This is a genomic window from Pararhodobacter sp., assembly GCF_034676545.1.
Taxonomy (GTDB): Bacteria; Pseudomonadota; Alphaproteobacteria; order Rhodobacterales; family Rhodobacteraceae; genus Pararhodobacter.
This window is the reverse complement of sequence record NZ_JAUCBZ010000015.1, coordinates 1,322,141-1,342,727: the sequence shown is the minus strand read 5'-3', so window position 1 is coordinate 1,342,727 and position 20,587 is coordinate 1,322,141. Positions and strand designations below refer to the sequence as shown.

At 62.9% G+C, this 20,587-nt stretch carries 19 protein-coding genes; 7 read left to right on the top strand and 12 right to left on the bottom strand.

The features are described from left to right. The first annotated feature begins 30 nt into the window (after positions 1-30). Entirely contained in the window at positions 31-729 is a 699-nt protein-coding gene (locus tag VDQ28_RS09980) for a cyclic nucleotide-binding domain-containing protein (RefSeq protein ID WP_323035802.1), read from the top strand. A 1-nt stretch (position 730) separates the two neighbouring features. Here VDQ28_RS09980 and pheT read toward each other — a convergent pair whose 3' ends face one another. After that, entirely contained in the window at positions 731-3,154 is a 2,424-nt protein-coding gene (gene pheT, locus VDQ28_RS09975; RefSeq protein ID WP_323035801.1) for a phenylalanine--tRNA ligase subunit beta, read from the bottom strand. Positions 3,155-3,233: 79 nt separating this feature from the next. Then, a complete protein-coding gene (locus VDQ28_RS09970; protein ID WP_323035800.1) occupies positions 3,234-3,890 on the bottom strand; it encodes a ribonuclease T2 in 657 nt (218 codons plus the stop codon). A gap of 139 nt (positions 3,891-4,029) precedes the next feature. Between VDQ28_RS09970 and VDQ28_RS09965 the strand changes: the two genes are divergently transcribed. Next, positions 4,030-4,821 (top strand): DUF1013 domain-containing protein, encoded by a 792-nt coding sequence (locus VDQ28_RS09965; RefSeq protein ID WP_323035799.1) that lies wholly within the window; start codon positions 4,030-4,032, stop codon positions 4,819-4,821. An 83-nt stretch (positions 4,822-4,904) separates the two neighbouring features. On the opposite strand, the gene metC is transcribed toward VDQ28_RS09965, so the two are convergent. From metC to VDQ28_RS09925, 8 genes are all read right to left on the bottom strand, one after another. After that, complete coding sequence (gene metC, locus VDQ28_RS09960) at positions 4,905-6,068, bottom strand: cystathionine beta-lyase (protein WP_323035798.1); 1,164 nt, start codon at positions 6,066-6,068, stop codon at positions 4,905-4,907. Beyond that, positions 6,065-6,910, bottom strand: a complete 846-nt coding sequence (locus VDQ28_RS09955) for a sulfurtransferase (RefSeq protein ID WP_323035797.1) — start codon at positions 6,908-6,910, stop codon at positions 6,065-6,067. The genes metC and VDQ28_RS09955 overlap by 4 nt, the downstream gene beginning before the upstream one ends. Before the next feature lie 111 nt (positions 6,911-7,021). Continuing rightward, positions 7,022-8,134: a CaiB/BaiF CoA-transferase family protein gene (locus VDQ28_RS09950; RefSeq protein ID WP_323035796.1), complete on the bottom strand. Its 1,113-nt coding sequence runs from the start codon at positions 8,132-8,134 to the stop codon at positions 7,022-7,024. After that, positions 8,131-8,871 carry a FadR/GntR family transcriptional regulator gene (locus VDQ28_RS09945; protein WP_323035795.1) on the bottom strand — a complete coding sequence of 247 codons (741 nt, stop codon included), beginning with the start codon at positions 8,869-8,871 and terminating at the stop codon, positions 8,131-8,133. The genes VDQ28_RS09950 and VDQ28_RS09945 overlap by 4 nt, the downstream gene beginning before the upstream one ends. A 16-nt stretch (positions 8,872-8,887) precedes the next feature. Next, a complete protein-coding gene (locus VDQ28_RS09940) occupies positions 8,888-10,534 on the bottom strand; it encodes an acyl-CoA synthetase (RefSeq protein ID WP_323035794.1) in 1,647 nt (548 codons plus the stop codon). A gap of 33 nt (positions 10,535-10,567) precedes the next feature. Beyond that, positions 10,568-11,785, bottom strand: coding sequence for an acyl-CoA dehydrogenase family protein (locus tag VDQ28_RS09935; RefSeq protein ID WP_323035793.1), 1,218 nt, complete (start codon positions 11,783-11,785; stop codon positions 10,568-10,570). A gap of 10 nt (positions 11,786-11,795) precedes the next feature. Next, positions 11,796-12,887, bottom strand: a complete 1,092-nt coding sequence (locus VDQ28_RS09930) for a phosphotransferase family protein (protein WP_323035792.1) — start codon at positions 12,885-12,887, stop codon at positions 11,796-11,798. Position 12,888: 1 nt separating this feature from the next. After that, entirely contained in the window at positions 12,889-13,644 is a 756-nt protein-coding gene (locus VDQ28_RS09925; protein WP_323035791.1) for an SDR family NAD(P)-dependent oxidoreductase, read from the bottom strand. Between the two features lie 391 nt (positions 13,645-14,035). Between VDQ28_RS09925 and ftsH the strand changes: the two genes are divergently transcribed. The 5 genes from ftsH to VDQ28_RS09900 all read left to right on the top strand — a co-directional run bounded on the left by ftsH (position 14,036) and on the right by VDQ28_RS09900 (position 19,539). Further along, positions 14,036-15,886, top strand: coding sequence for an ATP-dependent zinc metalloprotease FtsH (gene ftsH, locus VDQ28_RS09920; protein WP_323035790.1), 1,851 nt, complete (start codon positions 14,036-14,038; stop codon positions 15,884-15,886). Beyond that, on the top strand, positions 15,879-16,811 hold the full coding sequence (locus tag VDQ28_RS09915) for a DnaJ C-terminal domain-containing protein (RefSeq protein ID WP_323035789.1): 933 nt from the start codon (positions 15,879-15,881) through the stop codon (positions 16,809-16,811). The genes ftsH and VDQ28_RS09915 overlap by 8 nt, the downstream gene beginning before the upstream one ends. Continuing rightward, a complete protein-coding gene (locus VDQ28_RS09910) occupies positions 16,811-17,146 on the top strand; it encodes a chaperone modulator CbpM (RefSeq protein ID WP_323035788.1) in 336 nt (111 codons plus the stop codon). Before VDQ28_RS09915 ends, VDQ28_RS09910 begins: the two co-directional genes overlap by 1 nt. Positions 17,147-17,264: 118 nt before the next feature. Beyond that, a complete protein-coding gene (locus VDQ28_RS09905; protein WP_323035787.1) occupies positions 17,265-17,477 on the top strand; it encodes a DUF2892 domain-containing protein in 213 nt (70 codons plus the stop codon). Positions 17,478-17,646: 169 nt separating this feature from the next. Next, the gene (locus tag VDQ28_RS09900) at positions 17,647-19,539 is read left to right on the top strand and encodes a PHA/PHB synthase family protein (RefSeq protein WP_323035786.1); all 1,893 of its coding nucleotides are present in this window, start codon (positions 17,647-17,649) and stop codon (positions 19,537-19,539) included. Positions 19,540-19,650: 111 nt separating this feature from the next. Here the strand turns inward: VDQ28_RS09900 and VDQ28_RS09895 are convergent, their stop codons facing one another. Continuing rightward, on the bottom strand, positions 19,651-19,938 hold the full coding sequence (locus VDQ28_RS09895; protein WP_323035785.1) for a coiled coil domain-containing protein: 288 nt from the start codon (positions 19,936-19,938) through the stop codon (positions 19,651-19,653). Positions 19,939-19,962: 24 nt separating this feature from the next. After that, complete coding sequence (locus VDQ28_RS09890; protein ID WP_323035784.1) at positions 19,963-20,394, bottom strand: hypothetical protein; 432 nt, start codon at positions 20,392-20,394, stop codon at positions 19,963-19,965. Between the last annotated feature and the right edge of the window lie 193 nt (positions 20,395-20,587).

Sequence of the window (20,587 nt, the reverse complement as noted above, 5' to 3'; positions counted from 1 at the left end):
TGACCCGTCCTCTGAATCGAGACCTTGCCAATGATTCCCCATCAGTACCCGGAAATTCGCGCGCTTGATCTGTTCGCCGGGATGGCGGACGAGCATTACCAGACGCTCATTCGCGGCGCCTATGTGCAGAATTTCCCGCCGCAAATCGACTTGATCCGCGAAGGAGATCCGGCGGATTTCCTGCATGTCGTGATCGAGGGAAGCGTCGAGCTCTATGCGACGTGGAACGGTCGCGAGACGACCTTGGCCACCATGATGCCGGTATCGACCTTCATTCTGGCGGCAACCATCAAGGATGGCCCGTATCTGATGTCGGCTCGGACACTGGACAAGGCGCGCGTGGTGCTGCTGCCCTCGGTCGATGTGCGGGCGGTCTTCGAGAAAGACGCCGAATTTGCGCGCCACATCGTCGTGGAACTGGCGCAATGTTATCGCTCGGTGGTGAAATCCTCCAAGGACCTCAAGCTGCGCACCTCGGTCGAGCGTCTGGCAAATTATCTGCTGCGCCAACAGCGGGCGCAGGGGGGCAGCCATGAATTCTCGCTGCGCATCGAAAAGCGGAAACTGGCGTCGTATCTGGGCATGACCGCCGAGAACTTGTCGCGGGCGATCAAGACCTTGCGGCAATATGGCGTGGTGTTCGACGGCTCGGCGGTGACGATCACCGACAGCGACGATCTGACCGCTTTTGCCAAACCGTCGCCGTTGATTGATTACCCGCGCACCTGACCTAGCCGCGCAGAGTGCCGCCTGTCGCCTTGTTGACCTTGTCGACGATCTTGGCGCTGACCGCCTCGATGTCTTTCTCGGTCAGGGTCCGGTCCTGGGGTTGCAGACGCACGGTGATGGCCAACGATTTCTTGCCCGCCCCCATCTGCGCCTCGGCCCGGTCGCCGGTGAATTCGTCGAACACGGTGACCGACTCGATCAGGGCCTTGTCGGCGCCCTGAGCGGCGTTGACCACGCTCATCGCCTCGGTCTGCGCGTCCAGCACAAAGGCAAAGTCACGCTCGGCGGCTTGCAGATCATTCAGCGCCAGGGCCGGACGTGTGCTGGTCGCTTTCCGCGGCAGAGGCACGGCCTCGGGGAACACGGTAAAGGCGACGGCGGTCCCCTTGAGGCCATAGGCTTTCAGGACGCGCGGGTGAACCTCGCCAAAGACCGCCAGCGCCAATTTCGGCCCCAGCGTCAGACGGCCCGCGCGGCCCGGGTGAAACCAGCCGGGGATCGTGCGATCCGACTGCATCCGGGCGGGCGCACCGATGGCGGCCAGAACGGCCTCGGCATCGGCTTTGGCGTCGAACAGGTCCACGGCGCGGCGGCTGCCATGCGAATCGCGCGCGGCGTTGGCCCCGACCAACAGCCCGGTCGCGTGAATCGCCTGCTCGCCCGGCTCACCGCCGTGAAACACCGGCCCCAGTTCGAACAGCGCCACATCCATATAGCCGCGCGCCTGATTGCGGGCCGCGGCCTGCAACAGACCCGGCAGCAGATCAGGACGCATATGCGACAACTCGCTGGAGATCGGGTTTTGCAGCGACAAGGCATCGTCGCCGCCGCCGAACATCACCGCGGACGGCTTGTCGATAAAGCTGTAATGCACGCATTCGTGATAACCCAACGAGGCCATCGTGCGCCGCGCCAGACGTTCGCGCATCTGGAACGGCGTCAGGATTGGCGCGGGCACCCCCGCCGTGACGCGCGTCATGGGCTTGCCCTCAAGCTTGCTCAGGGACGCAATGCGCGCGACCTCCTCGACCAGATCGGCCTCGCCCAGCACGTCTGGGCGCCAGCTCGGTGCGGTCGCCATGTCGCCGTTCAGCACAAAGCCCAGCGCGGTCAGGGTGGCGCGTTGCGTGGCCTCGGGAATGTCCATGCCGACAAGGCTGGCAACCTTTGCCGCGTCGAACCTATAGGCGCGGGTGGTGTCGGGCACGGTGCCGTCAACCGCCAGCGCACTGGCCTCACCGCCGCACAGATCGAGGATCATGCGGGTCGCCAATTCAAGGCCCGGGATGGTGAACTCAGGGTCCACGCCACGCTCAAAGCGATAGCGCGCATCCGAGTTGATTTTCAGCGCGCGCCCGGCGGTGGCCACGGTGATCGGGTCCCAATAAGCGGATTCCACGAACACCTCGGTGGTGTCGTCGGTGCAGCCGGTGGCCTCGCCGCCCATGATCCCGGCGATGCTTTCGACGCCGTTTGCGTCGGAAATCGCCATCATCCCGGCGTGCAGCGCATAGGTCTTGCCGTCCAGCGCCAGGATCTCTTCGCCGCCCTGCGCCGGATGGATCCGCAGCGCATCACCGGCGACCTTGGCCACGTCAAAGACGTGCAGGGGGCGGTTATAGGCGAAGGTGAAGAAATTGGTGATATCCACCAGCTTTGAGATCGGACGCAGGCCAATCGCGCGCAGCCGTTGTTGCAGCCATTTCGGCGAAGGTCCATTTTTCACCCCCCGGATCACCCGGCCCGCGAAGATCGGGCAGCCCTTTGCCGCGAGCGCCGGATCAATTTCCGGGCGCAGCGGACTGGGGAAGGTGCCGACGACCGGCGTGACGTCGATGGGCTTCAGCGTGCCCAGACCGCGCGCCGCCAGATCGCGGGCAATGCCGTGAATGCCCAGCGCATCGGGGCGGTTGGGGGTGATCTTGATGTAGATCATCGGGTCGTTGAGGTTGGCATAGTCGATATAGCGCACGCCCAAAGGCGCCTCGGCTGGCAGGTCGATGATGCCGTCATGCTCGTCGGAAATCTCCAACTCGCGCTCGGAACACATCATCCCGTTCGAGGCTTGCCCGCGGATCACACCCGGTTTCAGATCGACGCCGGTGCCGGGAATGAAGGTGCCGACGGGGGCGAACACGCCGACCAGCCCGGTGCGCGCATTGGGCGCGCCGCAAACGACCTGCACCTCCTCGGCCTTGCCGCCCGGCCCGTCCGGGAAGGTTTCAACCCGACACAGACGCAGGCGATCCGCGTCGGGGTGCGGTGACGATTCAAGAATCCGCGCGATGCGGAACCCGCCAAGGCTTGCCGCCGGGTCCATGACGTCTTCGACCTCAAGGCCCAGATCGGTCAACGCCTCGACAATATCATCGAGGGTTGCGTCGGTTTCGAGGTGCTCTTTGAGCCAAGACAGGGTGAATTTCATCGCCAGACCTATCGCTACATCACGGGTTTGGCGCTCTGTTAGCTCATTGGCGCTGCCAAGAAAAGCCGACAGTCAGCCCTCAGCGCAACGGCAGCAAGGTTGCCGCGTTCAACCGGCATTCGCGCCGCAGGGTGGCCGGATCGCAGACGCGCGGCTCCAGATCACGGGTCAGGCAGACGCGCAGCTCGACCAGATCACCGTGAGCGCAGGTGGTCACCAGCATGTCATGGGTCAGCGCCGGGTTGGCCTCGATGAAGGCGGCCTCGACGACATCGGGGTCCACGTTGAGTTCGCGGGTGATTCCGTCGAAAATTTCCGGCAGCTCTATGCGATCCACGGCCTCTTGCACCAATCGGTAATAATTGCGCGCCGACAGGCCGGTGCAGCGGCCGTGCTTGTTCCACTGATGCCACGCCGAGCCGGAGGTTCCGAACAGATCGGATTGCTCTGCGGTTTCCCGGCGCGAGGGTGCGGATTGCACGGTGTTGCAATACTCCGGCCAATCGCCGCCGTCATACTGCGGCCACAACCCGTGCACGGCCCAGCCGATCGCCGACCCACCGTCGCAGCGCGGATCGCGGCGCTCATCGCCGTCGCCGGCGCAATAGGCTGGGATCCAGCTGAGGGCCAAAAGATAGTGATCAAACTCACCAGCACGGTTTTGCGCGGTGGCAGTGTGCGTCAGGGCAGCAATAAACAGCACAATGGCGATGGACAGTCGGGTGTGTGGGCGCATTTTCTCTTTCCTCGGAACGGCAAGGCGCTTATATACGCCCTATTCCCCGAAATCGAGGATGCACGGCCCGGCGGTCGTGGCCGGTTCTCCGGCAGGTGCGCCGGTGTGCGCGCGCCTCGCACGATGAAGGACCGACATGATGTCAAAACCCCTGATGGCAAAAGCCACCGCCGTCTGGCTGGTGGACAACACGACCCTGAGCTTCAAGCAGATCGCCGATTTCTGCGGCCTTCACGAACTTGAGGTTCAAGGCATCGCTGACGGCGACGTTGCAACCGGCGTGAAGGGCTTTGATCCGATTGCCCACAACCAGTTGGACGAAGCCGAGATCAAAAAGGCCGAGGTCAGCCCCGCCTATGTTCTCAAGCTCAAGCACAACCCGGCCGCCGTCGGCGAAGAAAAGCGCCGGGGCCCGCGGTATACACCGTTGAGCAAACGTCAGGACCGGCCCGCGTCGATCCTGTGGCTGGTGAAATTCCACCCGGAACTGGCCGATGCACAGATCCGCAAGCTGGTCGGCACGACGAATCCGTCGATTCAGGCGATCCGCGAGCGCACGCATTGGAACATCCAGAACATCCTGCCGATCGACCCGGTTGCGCTTGGCCTGTGCCGTCAGTCGGAACTGGACGCTGAGGTGCAAAAGGCCGCCAAGAAAAAGGCGTCCGAGGGTGGCGTGATGAGCGATGATGAGCGTCGCAAACTGGTGTCGACCGAGCAATCGCTGGACATGCCCGCCGAGCCACGTTTACCGCGCTCGATTGCCGGGCTGGAGGGTTTCACCCTGGGCGGTATGGATGAGGCCGAAAAGGCCGAAGACGCCGCGGAGCGCCGCGACTATTCTGACGCAGAGAGCTTCTTCTCGCTGCCGTCGGGCACCGAGGCCGAGGACGAGGATGACGACGAACACGAGGATGATGACCGCAAGTAATCATCCGGTGCCGACGTGTGCCGAGATCTGGAAGGGGGCGGTGACGCCCCCTTTTTTCGTTGTCGCAAAGGTAAAGGGAGGACTCAGGCGGGAATCGCCGCCAGCGCCTGCGCCAGATCAGCGCGCAAGTCCTGCGGGTCCTCAAGGCCGATCTGCAACCGCACCACAGGGCCAAGTGCGGACCAGCGCGGCAGGCTTCGCGCCGCCGGGTTCATCGGCAGCACGAGGCTCTCATACCCGCCCCAACTGAAGCCGATCTTGAACATATCCAGCGCGTCGATAAAGGCGCGCTTGGCCTCGGGATCGCGGGCGGTCAGCTCGACCGAAAACAGCCCTGCCGCACCATCGAAATCGCGACTCCACACGGCATGGCCGGGGCAGGACGGCAGCGCCGGATGCAAGACACGGGCGATCTGAGGTTGCTCCGCCAGCCATTCCGCCAGCATCAGCGCGGTGGATTCGTGGCGCTGCAACCGTACCTGCAAGGTGCGCAGGCCGCGCAGGCCCAGATTGCACTCCTCGATCCCCGCGCAGGCCCCCAGATCCTGACTCGCGCGGCGCACCGCGTCATAGACCTCGGCATTGGTGCTGATCACCCCCAGCATCGCGTCGGAATGGCCAACGATATACTTGGTCGCCGCATGGATCGAGACATCGACGCCGTGCTCCAGCGGTCGATAGAACAAGGGCGTCGCCCAAGTGTTGTCAATCGCCGTGTGAATGCCCGCGGCCTTGGCCGCGGCAACGATTGCGGGCACATCCTGCACATCAAACGTGCCTGACCCCGGCGATTCCAGATACACGAGTTTCGTTTCCGGGCGGATCAGATCGGCAATCCCCGCGCCGATCTCGGGGTCGTAAAACGTCGTCTCCACGCCCATCCGGGTCAACATCCGGCTGCAAAAGCGGCGCACCGGTTCATAGACGGTATCGACGACCAGCAAATGATCGCCCTGCTGGAGAAACGCCAGCAACACGGCAGAAATTGCCGACACCCCCGACGACGTGGCAATCGCGCGGTGCGCCCCTTCAAGTTCGGCCATCGCCTCTTCAAAGGCAAAGGTCGTGGGGGTGCCGACACGGCCATAAAACGGCACGTCAAACGGGGTTTTGCTGGCGGTTTCAAACTGCGCGAGGGTCTCGAACACAAAGGTCGAGGCCCGCACCAGCGGCGGGTTGACCGAGGTCACGCCGGCGCCATGCGGCCGCCCGGTGCGCACCAATGTGCTGCCGATATGTGTGCTCATGACAGGGACTCCTTGGGTAAATCGTCGCGCTGGCCCCATTCGTGCCAGGATCCGTCGTATAGCGTGACATCGGTCTTGCCGATCCGTGCCATCTGAAACAGCACGATCGCCGCCGTGACGCCCGAGCCGCAGGTGGCGATGACCGGTTTCTCCAGATCGACACCGGCATCTGTCAGGACGGCACGCGCGGCTTCCGGGTCGGCAAAGGTGAATGCCCCGGATTGCGGCAACAGGCCCGACCACGGCACATTCACCGCGCCCGGCATATGCCCCCCCGCAACACCCGGATAGCCCGAGGGCAATTCGCCGGTGAAACGCTCGCGCGTGCGGGCATCCACGACGCTGGCCCCGCCATTGCCCAGGGCCGCCTGCACCGCCACCCAGTCGGCAACGCCGTGTGCCTTGGGTCGGGCGTCAAAGACCACCGGCTGCACCTTGGTCGCCGGGCCGGTCTCGATGGGGCGCGCCTCGGCGTGCCAGCGTTTCCAGCCGCCATTGAGCACCGCCACAGTGTCATGCCCAAAGTGCCGGAACATCCACCAGACCCGCGCCGAGACATAGCTGGAATCGTAGATCACGACGCGGGTGTTGGCGGAAATGCCCAGCGATGATGCGACCGCGGCAAATTGCGCGGCGCTCGGCAGCATGTTCACATAGGCGGATGTCGGATCGGATGCCGCGTCCAGATCAAAGAACTGTGCGCCGGGGATATGGCCTTGCTCGAACTCGGCACGCGCCGATTTGCCAGCCTCGGGGATATACCACGAACAATCGAGGCACACGAGGTCGCCTTGCCCGAGTTGCCCCTCAAGCCATTGCGGTTCCACCAGAAATTTATCCACCATTTCCTCCTTGCGATGGGTCTCAAAGCCGCATTCTCCCATGGCAGCCCTGGTCAGGTTCGTGTTTGCCCGCCACCCGGTGTCATCCGCGCCGTCTGCCACGCCAAGCGTTCAAGACTCGGGCGGCATGTCATCCGCAAAGCGTGCTCCGCGATGCTCATCGAGCGCCGGAGCACGCCGCAGGGGCGCGTTGGCATAGGCCGAAAACTGGATCGGCTGGCGCACCACCCATTGCGTGCCACCATCCGCGCGGGTGATTTCTTGGAGCAACGCGCGGTGCCGGATATGCGGGTCTTGCGGCAGGTCGGCCAGGTGGTTCACCGGGCCCCACATCTGGCCCGCAGCTTCCATGATCGGCTCCCACGCGCGGCGTGTGCGCGTGGCGATCACCGCAGCGATCCGGTCGCGCAACGGGCTGCGTTGCGAGACCCGCGCGGGCCGTTGCATCCCGATCAGATCCTCCAGCCCGAGGTCGGCGCACAGACGGTCCCAATACGCGTTCTCATGCGCAATCGACAGGGTGATCCAGGCACCATCGGCGCAGGTGAAGATATCATAGGCGGGTTCGGCCTGAGGCGGCGGATCGCCGTCCTGGCCCTCCATGCCGACGGCCGAGGCCAGCAGCGTGGTCACCGAATCCGACATGGAAATATCTACGAACGTGCCCTGCCCGGTACGATCGCGCGCCCGCAGCGCCGACAGGATGCCGATCACCGCGAACAGGCCCGAGGCATTGTCGCCCAACAGCAGCGACGGCGGCAGACCCTGCACGTCGCCCTTGAGCCGTTCTTCCAGCGCGCCGCCGATGCCTTGCAGGGTCAGGTCATGGCCAGGGCGGTCGCGATAGGGGCCGGTTTGCCCGTAGCCGGTGATCGAGCAATAAACAAGCTGCGGGAACAGCGCGGACAAATCGTCATACCCCAACCCCTGCCGGGCCAGTTTACCGGGCCGGAACCCTTCCAGAAACACATCCGCGCCTTGCAGCAACGCCAGCAATTCCGCCTTGTCCTCGGGCTTGCGGATATCCAGCGCGACACTGCGCTTGCCGCGGTTCATCGCCTCGAAAAACCCGGTCAGGAAGCGCGACGGATCGCCGGTTCCGGGGCGCTCCACCTGAATCACGTCCGCCCCCATGTCCGACAGGATCATGGTGGCCAAGGGGCCGGGAAATTGCTCGGCCATCGAGACGATCCTGAGGCCGGCCAGCGCGGTATTTGCAGTCATAAATGCCTCATCCGTGCCATTTTCACGGGCTTGTCGAAATCGAGCGCCGCCTTCAGATAGCCGCGCTTGAAATCCTCGATATGACGCCGCGCCCAGGCGGCGGCCTCGATTTCATCACGCACCTCGATTGCGGCCACGATTTTCTCGTGGGCGGTGATCATGCGGCCCGAGGTGTCGATCTGGTGCACCAGATCCGAGACCATCGGCAGGAACAGATCGTGCAATGGTTGGCGCATGGTCTGAAAAATGGGGTTGTTGGTGGCCTCACAGACCAGCAGATGAAATTCTGCATCCAACACCGCCAGTTGCTCCAGATCTTTGGCCGCAAGCCGCGTCTCGCGCAGATTGCGGTGCAGCCGGGTGATCTGGGTTCCGCTGGCATTGGCAGCGGCCAAACCGGCCAGTACCGGATCAAAGGCGACATTGGCCTGATAGAGATCGCGCACGGTGATTTGCTGCATGACCAAGGCTTGCGCGGTGCGCCCGGCCAGGTGGGTGCCATCGGGCACGCTGACCACCAGACGCTTTTGCGACTTGCGCCGCAGCATCCCGGTTTCCTCGAGCAGCCGTATCCCCTCGCGTACCGTCGAGCGGTGGACACCAAACGTCTGTGCCAAAACGGTCTCGGAGGGCAGCTGATTGCCGGGCAGGATTTCACCCGCCAGAATTTGATCTGCAATCTGATCTGCCAATTGCCGATATGCGGGCACCGGATCCAAGGTGTCGTGAGTGTTCATGCCAAATCCCTTGTTGCTAATCTCGCCCGGCATTCGCAGCCTCTTGGTCGCGCAATTCCTTGCGACGGATCTTGCCCGTCACGGTTTTTGGCAACTCATCGAGAAACGCGATGCGGCGCGGATACTTGTAGGGGGCGGTTTCGCGTTTGGCAAAGTTCTGAATGTCCTTGGCCAGTTCGGGGCTGGGCACATGTCCATCATGCAACACGATGAACGCCTTGATCACCTCGCCGCGCTCGTCATCGGGGCTGGCGACCGCGGCGCATTCCTTGACCGCCGGGTGCGCCATGAGGGCGCCTTCAACCTCGGCCGGGCCCACCCGGTAACCCGCGGTGTTGATCACATCGTCCGAGCGCCCCTCGTACCAGAAATACCCGTCGGCATCCTTGCGGGCCAGGTCGCCGGTGATATACCAACGCTCTCCCAAGTCATTGGTCACAAAGCACTCTTCGGTCTTTTCCGGGGCCTGCCAATACCCCAGCATCATGCCTTCCATCGGCATGCGGATCGCCACATGGCCGACCTTGCCAGCGGGCAGAACCGTCAGCGTCTCCTCGGAAATCACGTCGATCGGCAGGCCGGGCAGCGGCAGGCCCATCGCGCCGGGCTTGATTGCTGTCACCGGATAATTGGCGATCACCATCAGCGCCTCGGTCTGGCCATAGGCCTCGTGGATGCGACACCCGGCGCGGCGCATCCAGTTGCTTGCGGTCGGCCCATCCAGCGACTCGCCCGCCGTGGCCGACAGGCGCAAACGCGACAAGTCATAAGATTCGATATCCTGCCCCAGCATGTGCCGGAATTCGCTGGCCGCCGCCGCGAACACGGTGACCCCGTAGCGCTGGATGATCTCCAACCGCTTGGCGGGTTCGAACGGCCCGTCGTAGGTCAGCGCCCGCACACCCGCCAGCCAAGGCCCGACCATCGTCGCGGTCAGCGAAAACGACCAGCCGGTATCCGAGGTGCCCCACATCGTATCATCACGGCTCTGGGCATTCAGATCGAACCAATAGGCCGAGCATTCATAATAGGCGCGCGGGAAGTAAGCCGATAGCAGCACGCCCTTTGGCTGCCCCGTCGAGCCCGAGGTGAAATACAACAGCGCGCCTTCATCGGCGGTCATGCGCTCGGTGGCGATCTCCAGCCCCTGCCCCGCAGCCAGCGTCAACAGATCATCCCAGCCCGGTGCCTTGTCAGCGCCGTAGGGCACGATCAATGTTGCCACGCCCTCGGTCAGCCCGTCGAATTTGGACACTTCCGAGGGGATTGTGACAATCGCCTTGGGTCGCGTCGCCTCCATCCGATACTTGAGATCCTTGGCGGTCAGCATGGTGATGCAGGGAATTGCAATCGCGCCCAGACGAAACGCTGCCATCATCACCAATTGCCATTCCGGGATCCGCGGCAGCATGATCAGAACCCGGTCGCCGCGCCCGATGCCCTGCGCCCGCAACACCGCCGCGATGCGTTTTGACCCGTCGCGGATGTCGGCGAAACTCAGCCGCCGCTCGTCGCCCGCCGCGTTCAGCCAGATCAGGGCCTCCCGCGTCGGGTCCTCGGCATACCCGTCGATGACGTCGCAAAAATTGAACGTCGCGGGGGCCGCAGGGCGCGTATAGGCCGCGTTATCGCGGACATAATCAGTGAGCGGCGGCAGAAGCATCGGGCGTATCCCTTTGGGTTCAGGAACCGGGGTTCAGAAGTCGGTCAGGCTGGGTTGAAGATCATTGCCGCGCGGCAAGACCCGGCGGCCAATGGCCATGCGGTGCGCCTCGGACGGGCCATCGTAGATGCGGAACGAGCGGATCGAGCGGTAGATATGCTCAACCTGCGTCAACCCGGTCACGCCGATGCCGCCCAACAACTGCACCGACCGGTCAACGACCCGGCTTGTCGCTTCGGAGACGAATACCTTGGCCATGCTGCTTTCATGCCGCCCCTGCGAGCCACTGTCGAGCACCGCACAAGCATGGGCAATCACCTGCCGCGAGGCGTAGATGTCGATCTCATTGTCGGCCAGCATGAAGCTGGCGCCCTGATGATTGCCCAGCTTGTTGCCGAACAACTCACGCTGCGCCGCATGCGAGCGGGCGATATCGTGGCAGCGTTCCGCCGCACCCAGCCAGCGCATGCAATGCGTCAGCCGCGCCGGGGCAAGCCGCACCTGCGCATACCGGAACGCCAGACCCGGCTCGCCCAGAATCTGCGACTTGTGCACCCGCACATTGTCCAGATCGACGATGCAATGCCCGCCGGTGCTGTCATGGGCGATCACATCCAGCGGCTGCACGATGTTGATACCGGGTGTGGACATCGGCGCCAGAAACATGGTGGGCGGCGCATTGGCGGCCTCGCCATCGCGGGCCATGATGATGGCAAACTGCGACCCGATCGCGCCCGTAATGAACCATTTGCGGCCGTTGATCACATAGTCATCGCCGTCCTTGATCGCGACGGTTTTCAACCGTGCCGGATCGGAGCCCGCGCCACCCGGCTCGGTCATCAAGAAGCACGACCGCTCGCCCTCGCAAAGGGGGCGCAGGTATTCCTCGCGATGCGCGCCTTCGGCCACAACATCAAGCATGTGCTGGTTGCCCTCATCCGGGGCGGCGCAATGCAGCGCCAACGGCCCAAGCATGGAATAACCCGCCGCCTCAAGGATCTTGGCCTTGCCGCGATGATCTGTCCCGGCACCGCCGAATTCCGCCGGCAAATGCAGGCCGTAGACGCCAGCGGCACGCGCGCTGGCCATCAAGTCGCGGCGCAGTTCTTCGCTGACCGATTTGCCGGTGGCGCGCCATGCATCTTCAAGCGGGATGCAGTCGCGGATCACGAACTCGCGGACCTGTTCGGCCAGATCGTCAACGGCGTCGGCCTTTGCGCGGATCGTCACGTCACTATAGTGCTTGGCCATCTGGCTCTCCTTAGATCACGTTGCCATCGAGCACGTCGTTACCCAGTGCAAAGGCACCCGGCGCTGCGGCTCCGAATTTCCGGTTTCTGGCGTAGCCCTCGGGCTCGGTCAGGAACCGATCGTAAAGTTGCAAATAGACGACGCCCAGCTTGGCAAAGGCCAGCGCCAGAAAGACGCGCAGATCGGCCTCGTCCTGGGCGCTGTCGAACCCTGAGGCGCGGACATAGGCTTCGGCCAACTCGCGTCGGGTCAGGGCACCTTGTGCGTCGGAATGGGTCAGGTTCGTGGCCCGCAGCCCCGCCGGATCCGCCGGCTCGCACCAATAGGTGAGCATCGTCGACAGATCGAACATCGGCGCACCCAGCGTCGACATGTCCCAATCCAGCACCGCCGTCGGCACCAGCGTGACAGGATCGACCACCACGTTATCCAGCTTGAAATCGTTGTGAATGACGCTGACGCGCTGATCGGCGGGAGGGGCCTCGGTCAGTCGTTTGAACAACGACAAGGCCTCGGGCGGCGGCACGGACCCGCTGCCATGCAACCGCGCGCTCCATCCCCGCAAGGTCCGCGCGGCAAAGCCTTCGGCCCGGCCCAGGCCCTGCGCGCCAATCGCGGCAATATCGAAGCCATGCAACTGGGTCAGGATCTCGATTTGCAACAGGGACAGATCGCGGGCCTGTGCCGCGGTCATCGCTGTGCCCAGTGGCTGGGTTCCGTGCAGGGGCAATCCTTCGCGAAACTCCGAAATAAGAAAGGGCGCGCCCAGCACGCTGACATCTTCGCAAAACGCCAGCGGCCGCGGCGCAAGCGGCCAGACCGGCGCCAGCACGGAAAGCGAGCGATACTCGCGCGCCATGTCATTGGCACCCTTGGGAATTTCGCCCAGCGGTGGCCGCCGCAAGACCGCCCAGGTTTCATCCACTTTGATCAGATAATTGAGGTTGCCATAGCCGCCCGCGAACTGCCGAACCGGCCCCGCGCGCAGCCGATGCCCCTTGGACGCCAGGAATGTCGACAAGGCCGCGTGATCAAAAGGAACCGCCGCCGCAGGATCGCGCAGCAGCGTTGGATCGACAGGAGGCAGGTCCGATGCGGTCATCTCATAGCACCCAGCTTTGCGCATCGTCCACCGTGATGGATGCACCATTCACAAAGCCGCTGGCCGGATCGCACAGGAACAACAGGGCAGAATCCAGATCCTGCGGGGCGCCAACCCTGCGGCGCGGCAATCGGTTCAACTCGGCGCGGCCGCGATTGGTGTCCCAAAACTCATCATTGATTTCGGTGCGAACGTAGCCAGGACAAATCGCATTCACCCTTATCCCGTGACGCGCCCATTCGACGGCATGACAAGCGGTCATATGCGCCAGAGCCGCCTTGGACATGCAATACAGCGAAACGCCGGGACCAACCCGCTCTGCCAGCATGGACGCCACATTGACAATCGCACCGCCACTTTTGGCCGCAATCCAGCGCGAGGCGCACAGTTGCGACAATCGCCACGGCGCGCGCAGGTTCACCGCCATTGTCCGTTCATAGTCGTCCAACGAACTCTCATGGGCGCGCCCGGGCAGGCTGATACCGGCGTTGTTGATCAAGAGGGTTGGCTGGCCCAACCGCTGGGTCACGTCGTCGATCAAACGCTCGGCGGCCGCGGGATCCTCGGCATCAAAGGAAAACGAGGCACAGCGGATGTCCTCTTGCGTCAGTGTCGTGGCGAGGGCCTCCAACCGGTCGTGCCGTCGCGCGGCCAGGGCGACAGTTGCGCCATGGCGACCCAAAACCTCCGCAAACCGCGCGCCCAGGCCACCCGACGCACCGGTCACGATTGCGATTTGTCCCTTGAGGTCGGTCATTGCCTCTCCTACTGCGCGCTGGCTGAAGACAAGCTTTGTCGGTCAAGACAAGACTTATGACCGACATAAAAGCAAATTATCCCGCAGATGCAAGCAAATTCTCGCGAATCGAGCCCTTATGGTGCGATCTTGCTGGGTTTGGCACCCCAGTCGCCATTTCACAATGTCCGACATACCTGCCATTCTTGCAACCAGCTTTCGGCGCACAGATCAACAGAACGAACCCGGATTCCGCAGAAATCGCCGCGCGACATTGACGGGCATCAACGCCGCCACACCCAGACCAGCTTAAGATCAACACGCTTTGGCGGGCGAATTTGCTCTGCCGACTCCACACGATACACTCAAAAGGCACGGCCAAGCCACGGCGCGCACACCCTGGAGACCCGCAATGAACGGCAAGACGCAAATCAATATCTGGTACATTCTGATCGCCGTCATGGGGGTTGTTTTCATTCGGGATCTCTGGGTCCAGAGCCAGACGATCGAGGCGATTCCCTATAGTCAGTTTGAAACATACCTCGACCAAGGGGTGATCGAGAATGTCGTGATCGGCAGCAATACGATCAGCGGAACTTTCGCCTCGCCGCAAGCGGGCAAGACCGGGTTCGTGACAACCCCGGTGACGCCCGAGCTTGCCGACCGGCTACAGGGCACCGGCGTAACCTATTCGGGAGCGGTCGAAAACACTTGGTTCACCACGCTTCTGTCCTGGGTACTTCCGGCGCTGTTCTTCGTCGGCATCTGGATGTTCGCGCTGCGGCGGATGGGCGGCGGCGGCGGTGTCGGCGGCATGATGGCAATCGGCAAAAGCAAGGCCAAGGTCTATGTTGAAAGCGACACGAAGGTTACCTTCGCGGACGTCGCGGGCGTCGACGAGGCCAAGGCCGAATTGCAGGAGGTGATCGACTTCCTCAAAAACCCCAAGGAATACGGCGTTCTTGGCGCGCGGATGCCGAAGGGCATCCTGCTGGTCGGTCCGCCGGGCACCGGCAAGACGTTGCTGGCGCGCGCGGTGGCCGGCGAGGCGGGGGTGCCGTTCTACTCCATTTCGGGCTCGGAATTTGTCGAGATGTTCGTCGGCGTGGGCGCCGCCCGCGTGCGCGACCTTTTTGAACAAGCCCGCAAGGCCGCCCCGGCCATCATCTTTATCGACGAACTCGACGCGCTTGGCCGCGCACGGGGTGCCGGGACCATTCAGGGCGGCAATGACGAGCGCGAGCAAACCTTGAACCAGCTCCTGTCCGAGTTGGACGGGTTCGACCCCAGTGTCGGCGTGGTGCTTTTGTCAGCGACCAACCGCCCAGAGATCCTGGATCCGGCATTGCTGCGCGCGGGTCGGTTTGACCGGCAGGTTCTGGTGGATCGCCCGGACCGCGCCGGGCGGGTGCAGATCCTGCAAGTACACATGAAAAAGATCAAACTGGCCCCGGAAATGGCGCTGGACGACATTGCCGCCCTGACCACTGGGTTTTCCGGTGCCGATCTGGCCAATCTGGTGAACGAGGCCGCCTTGCTGGCCACCAGACGGCGCGCAAACCATGTGACCAGAGAGGATTTCACCCATGCAATCGAGCGTATCGTGGCGGGCCTTGAAAAGCGCAATCGTCTGATCAACCCGCGTGAGCGCGAGATTGTCGCCTATCACGAAATGGGTCATGCGCTGGTCTCGTTAGCGCTGCCGGGCATGGATGCGGTGCACAAGGTGTCGATCATTCCGCGCGGCATTGGCGCTTTGGGCTATACGATCCAACGCCCGACCGAGGACCGGTTCCTGATGACCGAATCCGAGTTGCGCGACAAGATCGCGGTGCTGATGGGCGGGCGCGCGGCGGAACAGCTGGTGTTCGGGCATCTGTCCACCGGTGCCTCGGATGATCTGGCCCGCGCCACCGATATCGCCCGCTCGATGGTGGCGCGCTACGGGATGGATGCCGAACTGGGCAATGTCAGCTACGAGCGCGACAGAAACAGCTTTCTGGGCGACGGCAGCGCACCGGCCTATTTTGAACGCAGTTACAGCGAGGCAACCGCCAAGGCGCTGGATGCCGCGGTACGCGAGATTCTGCGCGACGTATCCGCACAGGCTCTGGAAATTCTGACCCGCAATCGCGATATCTTGGAAAACGCCGCCGGCCGCTTGCTGGAGGTCGAAACGCTGGACGAAGAGGCGCTGCGCGACTTGGCTCAGGGGTTGCGTGTTGAAACGCCGCGCAACCAAGAGGTCGAACGTGATGACTGATGACCCGTACAAGACTCTGGGAGTGGCCAGGGATGCGTCGCAGGCCGAAATCAAGAAGGCTTATCGCAAGCTGGCCAAAGCCTTGCATCCAGACTTGCATCCGGGTGACGCCGACAAGGCCGCCCGGTTTCAGGCGATCTCGGCCGCCAATGATATTCTGGGCGACGCCGACAAGCGCAAACGCTTTGACGCGGGCGAGATTGACGCCAGCGGACAGGAACGCCCGCAGCGGCAATATTACCGCGATCACGCCAACGCCGACCCGCGCGGACGCTACGATTCCGGCGCGGGGTATGGCGATTTCGAGGATCTGTCCGGCGTGTTCTCGGATCTGTTCGGGCGCCGCGCACAGGCGCGTGGTGGTCGCGCGCAGGGCTTCGCGGCGCGCGGCGCGGATGTGCGCTATAATCTGGCGGTGGATTTCCTGGATGCCGTACAAGGCGCGAAACGGGCGGTTCCCTTGCCCGATGGGACTGCGATTGACCTGACGATCCCGGCGGGGGTGCGCGACGGCCAGACGCTGCGGCTCAAGGGCAAGGGCCAGCCGGGGCTCGGCGGCGGTCGGGCGGGGGATGCCTATGTCGAACTGAGTGTCGGCACGCATCCGGTCTTTACCCGCGACGGCAACGACATCGAGGTCGAGGTGCCGATCCGCTTTGACGAGGCCATCCTGGGGGCCAAGATCGAGGTGCCGACCCTGTCGGGCAAGGTCTCGATGGGCATTCCCAAGGGCGCGACGACCGGCCAGCGGTTGCGGCTCAAGGGCAAGGGCGTTGCGCCGGCCAAAGGCGCTGCGGGCGATCAGTATGTGCGCCTGAAAGTCGTCACCCCGGCCAAACCCGATGCCGAGATGGAGGCCATTGCCCAGCGCTGGCGCGCCCATGTGACCGACGACCCCCGTGCCAAACTCTGGAGGGATGTGTGATGCTGGATGAACGCGATGTTGTGGCGATGGTGCGCCGTGTGCAACTGAAGGAACTCAGGCTTTGGGTGCGCGAAGGCTGGATCAAACCGGCGATCAGCGACAACGGCCCGGCTTTTGATGACCTTGATGTGGCCCGGATCCGGCTGGTCTGCGATCTGCGCAAGGATATGTCCTTGCCGACCGACGCGGTGCCGGTGGTGTTGTCGCTGCTGGATCAGATCCACGGGTTGCGCCGCGAATTGCGCGGCTTGGCGCAGGCCGTGGACACGCAACCCAGCGAGATCCGCAAGGCAATTGCCGCCGCCTATCGTGCCGGGGCGTCAGGACAAGACTGAGAGAGAGGCCTGACCGTTAACGGGCGTTAACGCCGCAGGTCTGATTGTTTGCTATCGTCGTCTTGATGCGAAACCCCAATGCGTTTCGCGCAGGGATCACCCAGAAAAGGAGAACGCCATGAGCATCAATATGGGAACTGTGGATCGCGGCATCCGCGCCGTGGTCGGGCTGCTGTTGATCGTGTTGCCCTTTGTGACCAGTTGGGCGCTGTTTTCAACGACATGGGTTGTCTATGCCAGCGTCGTGATCGGGCTGGTGATGCTGGGCACGGCGGCCGTCGGCAACTGCCCGATGTATCGGATTTTTGGCATCAAGACCTGCAAGCTGTGACCTGATCGCGGGCGCATCCCCCAATGAGCCCGCGACACCACACTGAGCAGACGACCGAGGGACGCTCCTCGCGGAAGCCCTCGGTCACGTCCCGATGCATCATTCGTCTTGTGCCGCGTGCCAAATCCAGGCGGGCGGCAACCCGCTTTTGAAATTTGATTGGAAAGCCATGTCACGGTCGAAAAACAAGCACAGCGCCAAATCCAGCACGGTTGTGCCGATCCAGCCCCAACTTGCCACGAATCCCGCGACCGTTGCGCCGGATGTGGCAGCACCCGTCAAAGCCCCGGCACGAGACCCGGTCCCGCCCGAGTTGGGCCTACGCTGCGCCGAGATCACGCCGGACACGCATCGCTCCGAAAGCCTGGATCATGTGTTCAAGGCCAATCTGGCCCGCCTGACCTTGGGCCTGACGCCCTTCGGGATATCCTCGACGTTTTTCAACTGGGGGGTCCATCTGGCGGGCTCACCCGGAAAGCGGACACAACTGCTTGAAAAGGCAGCGCGCAAGGCGTTGCGCCTCGCCGCCACCACGGGCCAGCAGATGCAGAACAAGCAGGTTGATCCCTGCATCCTGCCCCTGCCCCATGACAAGCGCTTTGCCGCGCCCGAATGGCAGAAATGGCCGTTCAATCTGGCTTATCAGAGTTTCCTGTTGAATCAGCAATGGTGGTACAATGCCACCAACGATATCGACGGCATGTCGCGCCGCGATGAACAGGCGGTGTCCTTTGCCGTGCGGCAGATGCTCGACATGATGTCGCCGTCGAACGGGTTGTGGACCAACCCCGAAGTCCTGGCCAAGACCACGCAAGAAGGCGGTGCCAACCTTGTGCGCGGGGCGCAGAACCTGTTCGAGGACTGGGAGCGCACGATCTCAGGACGGCCCCCTGCCGGAACCGAAAACTATCTGCCGGGCCGCGATGTGGCGGTGACGCCGGGCAAGGTGGTTTTCCGGTCGCACCTGATGGAACTGATCCAGTATGCGCCGCAAACCGAAACCGTCACCGCCGAGCCGATACTGATCGTGCCGGCGTGGATCATGAAATACTACATCCTTGATCTGTCGCCACATAACTCGCTGGTGAATTTCCTGGTCGAACAGGGTTTTACCGTGTTCATGGTCTCGTGGCGCAACCCCACTGCCGAGGATCGCGACATCGGCATGGATGACTATATCAACGCCGTCAGCGAGGCGTTGGACGCGGTTGGCGGGATTGTGCCGGATACCAAAGTGCATGGCGTCGGCTATTGTCTGGGTGGCACGCTGATGTCGGCCAAGGCGGCTCAAATGGCGCGCGACGGCGATGATCGGCTGAAGTCCTTGACGCTGCTGGCCACGCAGGTCGATTTCGAGGACCCCGGCGAATTGCAACTGTTCACCAGTGAAAGCCAAGTGTCGTTCCTTGAGCACATGATGAAGGATCAGGGCTATCTGGACACCAAACAGATGGCGGGCGCATTCCAGATGCTGCGGTCGAACGATCTGGTCTGGTCGCGTCTGGTGCGCGAGTATCTGATGGGCGAACGGCAGGACATGTTCGATCTGATGGCCTGGAACGCCGATCCGACGCGGATGCCCTATCGGATGCACAGCGAATACCTGCGCCAGTTGTATCTGGACAACCAGATGTCCAAGGGGCAGTTCAAGGTCAACGGCAAGCCGATCGCGATCACCGATATTTCGGTGCCGGTGTTCTGTGTCTCGACCACGGGCGACCATGTGGCGCCGTGGCAGTCGGTCTATAAACTGCACATCCTGTCCGACACCGACGTCACCTTTGTCCTGACCTCGGGCGGGCATAATGCCGGGATCGTCAGCGAACCGGGGCGGGCACGGCGCAGCTACCAGATCAAGACAACGCCGGACGCGCATAACTACGTCCCGCCAGAGGATTGGCGCGCGCAAACGCCGGTGACGGATGGCTCATGGTGGTTGGCGTTCGCGCCCTGGCTGCGCGCGCAATCCACCGGAACCCAGGCACCGCCGCACATGGGTGGCGCCAAGACTCGCGCCGTGCCAATGGAGGATGCCCCCGGCAGCTATGTGTTCCAGCGCTGAGGGGTGACATCGGGGCCCGGGTGCTGGGGCGTAGCACACCGACCCAACAAAACAGGCTGCGGTCAATACGATCGCAGCCTTTTCATTTGTGTCGCCTTCGAAAGGTGGTGATCAGGAAAGTCGCTTCCAGGCGCTTTTCATGGCATCGCTCATCTCGTCCCACGCCGCCTCGACACCGGATTTCACGTCTTTCCAGGCCTCGCCCTGCGCGTCTTGCAGCTCTTTCAGCCGCGCCTCGGCTTTTTTCTGATACGCACGAAGCCCGTCGATTTCTTCCATATATTTCAGCCTTGCATCGGCCTGCGCCAAGTCGGCCTTTGCCCGAAGCTTGGCAATTTCGGCTTTCCAGACATCGAGCTGGGCCTGCAACTTGTCCTGATAGGCGTCTTTGCGATCCATCGCACTCCCTCCCAAAAGATTCGCTTACAGCGGCTTGGATTTGCTGGTTGTGGTCGCCCGCGTCATGGTTTCGGACAACTCCTCCACCACCTCGGCCTCTTCTTTGACAACCGTTCCGGCGCAGCGGCCAAGCATGGTGGTGTAATCCTTCATGTCTTCCGCGAGGCGCTCCATTGATTTTGTGCGCCATTCAATGATCTCCGTCAGGGCGTTCGACGGATCCCCCTGACCCGCAGACGCAATCCGGCGCGCCGCGTCGATCAGGGATTGGGTCGCTTCCCGACGGCGCTCGAACCAAGCCGCTGCGAATTTCTCGGCCTCGTCAAAAAAGCGCTCCTGCGTTTGCAAGGCATGCTTTGCCTGAGGCGCAAGGAAGGCCGGGTTTGCGGTAAAGAGCACTTGCGACGCATTCAGGGCCTGCTGATGCTCCGAGGTGGTGTTTTCGCGGGTTGCCATGGTGCTGTCCTCTCGTGTGAAACCTGCTGTCGCAGACATGATGGCCCCTGTCGCCAGAGCCTGCATTAACGCAGGTCAACACCCGCGAAGGCCGCACATCTTATGGTTGCGGAATCCGCCGCTGGCCGCATTGTCTTCTGACGTCCGACAGGATGGCGGCCAGTTAATCCAGATCAATGCACCACCGTCGGGA

Coding starts and splice junctions, on each gene's coding strand:
- VDQ28_RS09930 (WP_323035792.1), bottom strand. CDS start 12,887: ATGACCGCATCGGACCTGCCTCCTGTCGATCCAACGCTGCTGCGCGAT.
- VDQ28_RS09945 (WP_323035795.1), bottom strand. CDS start 8,871: ATGAACACTCACGACACCTTGGATCCGGTGCCCGCATATCGGCAATTG.
- VDQ28_RS09935 (WP_323035793.1), bottom strand. CDS start 11,785: ATGGCCAAGCACTATAGTGACGTGACGATCCGCGCAAAGGCCGACGCC.
- VDQ28_RS09900 (WP_323035786.1), top strand. CDS start 17,647: ATGTCACGGTCGAAAAACAAGCACAGCGCCAAATCCAGCACGGTTGTG.
- VDQ28_RS09970 (WP_323035800.1), bottom strand. CDS start 3,890: ATGCGCCCACACACCCGACTGTCCATCGCCATTGTGCTGTTTATTGCT.
- VDQ28_RS09940 (WP_323035794.1), bottom strand. CDS start 10,534: ATGCTTCTGCCGCCGCTCACTGATTATGTCCGCGATAACGCGGCCTAT.
- ftsH (WP_323035790.1), top strand. CDS start 14,036: ATGAACGGCAAGACGCAAATCAATATCTGGTACATTCTGATCGCCGTC.
- VDQ28_RS09980 (WP_323035802.1), top strand. CDS start 31: ATGATTCCCCATCAGTACCCGGAAATTCGCGCGCTTGATCTGTTCGCC.
- VDQ28_RS09910 (WP_323035788.1), top strand. CDS start 16,811: ATGCTGGATGAACGCGATGTTGTGGCGATGGTGCGCCGTGTGCAACTG.
- VDQ28_RS09895 (WP_323035785.1), bottom strand. CDS start 19,938: ATGGATCGCAAAGACGCCTATCAGGACAAGTTGCAGGCCCAGCTCGAT.
- VDQ28_RS09965 (WP_323035799.1), top strand. CDS start 4,030: ATGTCAAAACCCCTGATGGCAAAAGCCACCGCCGTCTGGCTGGTGGAC.
- metC (WP_323035798.1), bottom strand. CDS start 6,068: ATGAGCACACATATCGGCAGCACATTGGTGCGCACCGGGCGGCCGCAT.
- VDQ28_RS09950 (WP_323035796.1), bottom strand. CDS start 8,134: ATGACTGCAAATACCGCGCTGGCCGGCCTCAGGATCGTCTCGATGGCC.
- VDQ28_RS09915 (WP_323035789.1), top strand. CDS start 15,879: ATGACTGATGACCCGTACAAGACTCTGGGAGTGGCCAGGGATGCGTCG.
- VDQ28_RS09890 (WP_323035784.1), bottom strand. CDS start 20,394: ATGGCAACCCGCGAAAACACCACCTCGGAGCATCAGCAGGCCCTGAAT.
- VDQ28_RS09925 (WP_323035791.1), bottom strand. CDS start 13,644: ATGACCGACCTCAAGGGACAAATCGCAATCGTGACCGGTGCGTCGGGT.
- VDQ28_RS09905 (WP_323035787.1), top strand. CDS start 17,265: ATGAGCATCAATATGGGAACTGTGGATCGCGGCATCCGCGCCGTGGTC.
- pheT (WP_323035801.1), bottom strand. CDS start 3,154: ATGAAATTCACCCTGTCTTGGCTCAAAGAGCACCTCGAAACCGACGCA.